Below are 6,748 nucleotides of genomic sequence, written 5' to 3'. Positions count from 1 at the left end.
CCGGCCTCGGCGCGCCGCGCCTGCACCGCCACGGCAAGGACAGCGATCCGCTGGTCGTCCTCACCGCGTCCGCGGCCGTCAAGCTCGGCCTGCCGGAACGCCTGGAAGGCCCCGAACAGCGCCGCTCCCTACGCCTGCCCGACGACCATCCCGTGGTCGGGCAAGTCACCGCGGCGAAGTGGAAGCTGACGCAGCGCGGCTTCGGCCCCTGGGCCAGGATCTACCGCCCCGCCCAGACCGGGCAGCGTCAGTGCGTGCAGCTCGCCGTCCTGTCCTGGGACGCCCTGGACACCCGCTCCTGGCCCGGTGTCGCGGAGATGCCGCCGGCCGGGATCGCCCACGTCCTGGGCGTCTACGCGCAGCGCGTCATCACCCCCCGCGGCTCCACAGCCGTCTCGGGCCTGGAACTGATGACCGCGCTGCGCCCGCCCACCCGAGCGGTGCAGGACAAGGTGACCGGCCAGTGGGTCTCCGGCTGCAACCCCGGCAGCCTCGGGACCGAGCCGATGGACCCGGCGCCGCCGGAGGCCACCCTCGAGCACCCCGTGGTGGTCAACTCCGGCTGGACCGGCGGGTTCCTGGACGAGGAGGCGTACCAGTGGGTCCGCTCGGTGGACCTGCTGACCGATCAGGAGTGCCTGCTGCCGTACGCGGTCGGCCTGGACCTGAACACCGCCTTCCTCGCCGCCGCCGCCCGGCTCACCGTGGGCCTCTCCGGCCCCGAGCACTTCGTGAACCCGCCGTTCAACCCCAAGATCCCCGGCTCCTGGCTCGTGGACCTCTCCCACATCGAGCTGGACCCGCGCCTGCCCTCACCGTTCACCCCGTCGGGCGCCCGGCCGACCGGCCCGGCCTGGTACCAGACGCACACCGTCGCCTACGCCCAGGAGCTCGGCCACAACGTCCGGCCGATCGAGGCGTACCTGCGGCGCGAGACCGGCGCGTACCTGGACCCGTGGCACGACCGCCTCAAGAACGCCTACGTCGACACCCTCGCCGACCTCGGCGTCACCAAGGACCTGGACGACCGGGCGTTCCTCGCGGCGATGGAGCGGCACAAGGACGTCGACCCCGCCCTGGCGGCTGTCCTGGCCGCCATCAAGGCCACCGTCAAGGGCGGCGTCGGCAAGCTGCGCGAGCGCCCCCAGGGCCGCCACTACAAGGACGGGGACCGGTGGCCGGCCCTCCGGCGCCCGACCTGGCGCCCCGACATCCGCGCGGCCGTCATCAGCAAGGCCCGGGTCAACATGCACCGCAAGATGCTGAACATGTCCCGGATGACGGGCCTGTTCCCGCTGGCCGTGCTCTCCGACTGCGTCGTCTACCCCAGCCCCGGCGACAGCCCGCTGGCCTTCCTGCCGTACGCGGCCTCCGGCAAGCCGCAGCCCGGCGGCTTCCGCCTGGGACCCACCCCGGGCCTGGCCAAGCTGGAGGGTGTCCAGGAGATGGCGTGGGCGGTCGACCTGATGGAGAAGGGCTTCAACCCGGCCCGCCACATCAAGGGCGGCGACGCGGTCTTCGACGAGGGCGAGTAGGCCGTCACCATCCCCGCCCGGCGCGGGCGTGAACCACACCGAAGGAGTCGAACCGATGAACACCGCCGACGCCGCGGGCGCCCCTCTGATCCGTCAGCGGTACGGCCGCAGCCGGCTCACGGACGGGAGCTGACCGTGGGGGAGATCGAGGACGCCATCGAGCGGGCCGACCAGGAGGCGTTCACCCGTGAACCGCCCAAGACCCTCCAGGGCCGCATCAACTTCCTGCTCAAGCAGATGAAGACCGCGAAGGCCGTCGCGCAGGAGCTCGGCGTCACCGCCGACTCCGTCAACCGCTACCGGCGCGGCGCGCGCAAGCACCCGCCGAAGGAGATCGCGGACCGCATCGACGCGGCCGTCCGCGCCCGCTGGCAGCCCCAGCTGCGCAAACGCCGGCGCGAGCAGGCCGCCACCGCCACCGGCATCACCGTGGAGACCAGGGCCCGCTTCGGCTACACCGCACCCATCGGCACCACCGACGACGGCCGGGTACGACGCCTGACGGTCCACCTCCCCCCGGACTACGCACGACGGCTGTTCAACGCCCGGCAGCAGGGCGCCGACGACCAGCAACTGCGCCGCATCGTTGCCGAGGGACTGCAAGAGGTCTATTTCAAGGACGGCGGCCGCCGCGCTCAGGACCTCGAGGTCGAATTCACCGACATCGACTATTTCGACGTGTCTTTCTGACACACAGGAAGGGCAACGCCCCAGCCGTCCTGCACGGCGACGTGGGCCCGGAGAGAGGCGATGCGGGTAGCGCTTACGCGTCCGCCGGGCCGAAGTGGATCAGAGGCTTGATGATTCCTCCCTCTTTCGATGCCATCATCTGGAATGCCCGCTCGATCTCGTCGAAGCCGAACTCGTGTGTGGTCATCGGTGTGGGGTCGACCTTCCCGGTCTCCATCAGCCGGAAGATCCGCCGGAGCCACCCCCGGCCTCCGCGGTTGAACCCGCCGTAGACCTGCTTGTCGGACATGCCGTACCCGAACGGCTCCAGGGGGATCCGCAGCGGCCCGGGCGCCTCGCCGTGGTACCCGACGTTGGAAATGCGCCCGCCCGGCTTCGTGACCCGGAAGGTCGCCTCCCAGGTCTGCGGGGTTCCGAGCGCCTCGATGGCTGCGTCGACCCCCTGGCCGTCCGTCAGCTCCAGGATGCGCTCGACCGGATCGCACCGCGTGTAGTCGACGATCACGTCGGCGCCGAAGCGGCGGGCGAGTTGCTGACGCGCGGGAACCGACTCGACGGCGATGATGAGACCCGCGCCGCGCAGCCGGCAGCCGATCGTCGCCGACAGCCCCACCGCGCCCTGGGCGAAGATGGCGACGGTCTCACCCAGTCCGAGTTCCGCGTGCTCGGCGGCGACGAACCCGGTGGAGAGCATGTCGGTGGCGTACAGCGCCTTGTGGTCGGAAAGCCCGTCGGGGATCGGGGCAAGGTTGGCCTGGGCGTTGTTGACGAGAAAGTACTGAGCGAGGGTCCCGTCCCGCCGGTTGGTGAACTGGGCGCCCCCCAGCATCTGCCCACGGCACTGCGAGGAGAACCCGCGCTGGCAGGAATCGCACTGGAAGCAGGGCGTGATCCCGGCCACCGCGACCCGCTGGCCCAGGGCCGGCCCTTCGACAGCCGAGCCGAGCGCATGCACGACACCGACCGCCTCATGGCCCAGTGCCACATCCGGAGCGACCGGAATCACGCCCCTCATGATGTGCACATCGGTCGTGCACACCAAGGCCGCCGTTGTGCGCACGACCACGTCATTGGGGCCGGGTTCGGGGATCGGCTTGTCGATGACGCCGACTTCTCCGACCTTCCGGAGGACAAAGGCTTTCACGATGGCTTACCTGCCGTTCGGCGCGAGTGAGTGGCTCACCTCTCGCCTTTCCCGCCGGAAGGCGCCCGACGGTGGTCGGCGCGCCACCTGCCACACGTTCGGCCGAAGCGGCGCACCGTCGCCGTGGCGGCCGGTCAGGCCGCCGGTCGCAGCCCCCAGGCGACGGCCCGGCACGCCGCGGCCGCACGGTTGGGGACGCCGAGCTTGGCGAGGATGTGCTCGATGTGGGTGGCGACCGTGCGCGGGCTGAGGAAGAGGCGCTCGGCGATCTCCCGGTTGGTCCGTCCCTGCGTGAGCTCCGCCAGCACTTCCAGCTCGCGTGGGGAGAGGGCGGGGCCGCCGGGGCCCGCCGCGTCGCCGGCACCACCCGGGCCGCCGGAGGAACCGGGCCCGAGCAGCGGGTCGGTGACGGCGGCGAGGCACTCGCCCAGCAATGTCATCACGGCCCGGACGGCCGGCTGGTCGCAGCGGGTGCGGGTGGTGCTGACGTTGAGGATGCCCACGTACCTGCCGTCCGCGGTGAACAGGCACTGGGCCACACCGTCCTCGACACCCAGCGGTTCGAGGACCTCATGGAACCCGGCGGAGGTCCGCCGCACCGGGCCGGGCACGTCGTGCCACCAGCGCGTGGTGTCCGCCGAGTCCCGGATGAGCGAGAAGCCGGGGTCGTCGTGCAACCGGTCCTCGATGTACCGGGTGGCGCCGGCCGGGTAGTTGCCGGCCAGCGTGAGGTGACGGCGGCGCAGCGGATCCCACCGGGACAGCGACGCGTGATCGTAGTCGATCAGCGCGGACAGCGCCGTGAGGACACCCTCCGCGCCGCCCGTCCCCTTGACGGCGCGGCGTGCCGTCTGGCGTACGTGGAGGGCGGCGCCCAGCACGTCCTTCGTGTTCTGCTGCGCTGTCATCCGTCCAGCTTGATCATCGGGCGGGCGGGGGTCAAACGGCGAGTTCGTCGTGCACGATGTCGCCGCCCACCGCGGTGAACACCACGGGCATGTCCGGGATGTCGTGCGGATCGGCCCTCAGCAGGTCGCCCGCGAGCACGCACAGGTCGGCGACCTTGCCCACCTCCAGCGTGCCCTTCCAGTCCTCGGCGAAGTCCTGCCAGGCCGCGTCGGCCGTGTAGGTGCGGATGGCCTCGGCCAGCCGGATGCGCTGGCCGGGGCCGCTGACGCGGCCGCTGGCCTTGGACTCGCGGAGCACCATCGTGGCGACGCCCTGCCGCCAGTCGGGCAGGGTGACGGGGGCGTCGGAGCCGCTGGTGACGGTGACGCCCGCGTCGATCGCGTCGCGGTAGGGCCACTCGTACGCGGCCCGCTCGGGCCCGACGAACTCCTCCTCGATGTCGGCGACGGTCCATTTGATGGTGGGGTTCATGTTGACGCCGAAGTCGTGCGCGGCCAGCTTGCGCATGCTTGCGGCGGAGAGGAAGTCGCCGTGGATGACGTAGTGCCGGGCGTCGGGCCGGGGGTGCGCGGCGGCCGCGGCGGCGAAGGCGTCGACGACCGTGTCGATGGCCCGGTCACCGGTGACGTGGACGCCGGCCTGGTACCCGGCGGCGTGCGTGTAACGGATCATCTCCGCGAGCTGGGCGACGCGTTCCTCGTCGGTGTCCCCGCCGACGCACAGGGAGCCGCAGCCGCCGCCGGTGTACGGCTCGTGCATCCAGGACGTCTTGTTGACCGGGACGCCGTCGGCGAACAGCTTCACACCGACGACGTTGAGACGGCGGGGATCGGCGGACGCGGGTTCGTCCAGGGCGGCCAGGGCCTGCACGAAGTCCTCGGCCGTGCTCGTCATACCGGTGGGCAGAAGCAGCACGCTGACCCGCGCGGTCAGTTCGCCGCCGGCCAGCAGGCGCCGGTAGACGTCGAGCGTGTCGTGGGCGAGGGCACCGCGCATCAGGGCGTCACCTCCGGGCCCGAGGCCGGGCTCGGTGTAGCTGGTGATGCCGAGCCGCGCCAGGGCGCGCAGCGTGGTCCTGATCGCCTCCGCCCGCACCTCCGGGGAGAGGGCGGGCAGTGCCCGGTGGACGAGGTCCTGGGCGCCCTCCTGGAGGAGACCCGTGGGCTCGCCGGCCGCATCCGTGACGATGACCCCGCCGGGCGGCACCGGGGTGTTCCGGTCGACCCCGGCCCTCGCGAGCGCCGCGGAGTTGACCCAGGTGGCGTGGCCGGAGTTGGAGTACATCAGGACCGGGTGGTCCGGGCTGACGGCGTCGAGGTCCTGGCGGGTGGGCATCCGGGAGGAGTCGGTGACGCATTCGGCGAGGTAGCCCGCGTCCCACCCGTGCCCGGTGATCCATTCTCCTGCTGGGGTCTGCTCGGCGGCCTTCCGGACGGCCCCGGCGACGTCGGCGATCGAGCGGACGGCGGGGTGGGAGACGTCGACGGACAGCGGCGGCCTGGTCATGCCGAAGGCACAGCCGTGCAGGTGCGAGTCGTTGATGCCGGGCAGAAGCGTGCCGCCCCGGAGGTCGACGACCCGGGTCCGGGGGCCGGCGTGGGCCATGACCTCCGACCGGTCCCCGACCGCGCTCACGACACCGCCGGTGACCGCCAGGGCGGAGGCGACGGTGAAACGGGAGTCGACGGTCAGGACCGATCCGTTGACGAAGACGAGATCTGCTGGCACTGCGGGCACGTTGGTGTCCTTCTGTCTCGAAGCTGTGACGGCCACAGGGGTCGGGCGGCCCCGCGCACGGGGAGGGGGAGACGCGGGGCCGCCGCCCCACGCCCGGCGGAACATCACCGGAGAAAAGTTGTCGAACCGGCTATTTCCGGCTGGGCGAGCGATGTGATCGTATGCAACCGGGAGTGCCGGCGGGATCGGTCGTTCGACCGATACGACGGCGATGCGGATCCCGTCGCCCAGGAAGTCCGGTCACCCGCTCCCGTTCGATGACGATGCGGCCGCGCGTGACGCGTGAGATCGGCTCGGTGCGCAGACCGGGGCCGGCGGCGAAGAGTTGCGCACCCCCACCCGGTACGCGTGCCGAGCCTCGTAACGGGTGAGGGCCGGGGCTCAGCGCCGGGGCCGGAGCGGCAACACGGCGGTTCCGCCCGCCCCTGGGCCCGCCAGGGATACGGGATACATCTCACCCCGGGCACGGGCGGCCGTACCCAGCGGGTGCCGGTCCGCGATGCGGTGCACCCGGTCGTGGCGCCATCGCGCGGGATCGTCGCCGAGCTTCTCGGCGATCCTCGCGGCCGCCGCGGTCAGCGCGGCCGACACCGCGGCGGGCAGTGGCTCGTGATCGCCCGGCCGCTCCCTGGCCGCCGCGTCGAGCACCAGATGGCCGACCTGAAGGGCCGGCCTGGGCCACTCCGTCGCGGACGGCCTCGCCCTCGCCCCCTACCTCCACTCGACCCGGCGC

General features: G+C 72.1%; 6 protein-coding genes. 2 read left to right on the top strand and 4 right to left on the bottom strand.

The genetic code is table 11. From position 1 onward, the window contains the following. Both AB0K09_RS27510 and AB0K09_RS27505 read left to right on the top strand, forming a co-directional pair. The coding region (locus AB0K09_RS27510) for a transcriptional regulator (protein WP_366068108.1) at positions 1–1,535 on the top strand (1,535 nt) is incomplete at its 5' end. 135 nt (positions 1,536–1,670) lie between these two features. Beyond that, on the top strand, positions 1,671–2,225 hold the full coding sequence (locus AB0K09_RS27505) for an XRE family transcriptional regulator (protein WP_366068107.1): 555 nt from the start codon (positions 1,671–1,673) through the stop codon (positions 2,223–2,225). 73 nt (positions 2,226–2,298) lie between these two features. Here the strand turns inward: AB0K09_RS27505 and AB0K09_RS27500 are convergent, their stop codons facing one another. From AB0K09_RS27500 to AB0K09_RS27485, 4 genes are all read right to left on the bottom strand, one after another. After that, positions 2,299–3,369: an alcohol dehydrogenase catalytic domain-containing protein gene (locus tag AB0K09_RS27500; protein WP_366068106.1), complete on the bottom strand. Its 1,071-nt coding sequence runs from the start codon at positions 3,367–3,369 to the stop codon at positions 2,299–2,301. Positions 3,370–3,503: 134 nt separating this feature from the next. Next, positions 3,504–4,277 (bottom strand): LuxR C-terminal-related transcriptional regulator, encoded by a 774-nt coding sequence (locus AB0K09_RS27495; protein ID WP_366068105.1) that lies wholly within the window; start codon positions 4,275–4,277, stop codon positions 3,504–3,506. A gap of 31 nt (positions 4,278–4,308) precedes the next feature. Further along, a complete protein-coding gene (locus AB0K09_RS27490; protein ID WP_366068104.1) occupies positions 4,309–6,015 on the bottom strand; it encodes an amidohydrolase in 1,707 nt (568 codons plus the stop codon). A 381-nt stretch (positions 6,016–6,396) separates the two neighbouring features. Continuing rightward, a complete protein-coding gene (locus AB0K09_RS27485; RefSeq protein ID WP_366068103.1) occupies positions 6,397–6,663 on the bottom strand; it encodes a penicillin acylase family protein in 267 nt (88 codons plus the stop codon). Between the last annotated feature and the right edge of the window lie 85 nt (positions 6,664–6,748).

The organism is Streptomyces sp. NPDC049577, assembly GCF_040675635.1.
GTDB lineage: Bacteria > Actinomycetota > Actinomycetes > Streptomycetales > Streptomycetaceae > Streptomyces.
Note: the sequence above shows the minus strand (reverse complement) of the source record. Positions and strands in the feature narration are given on the sequence as shown.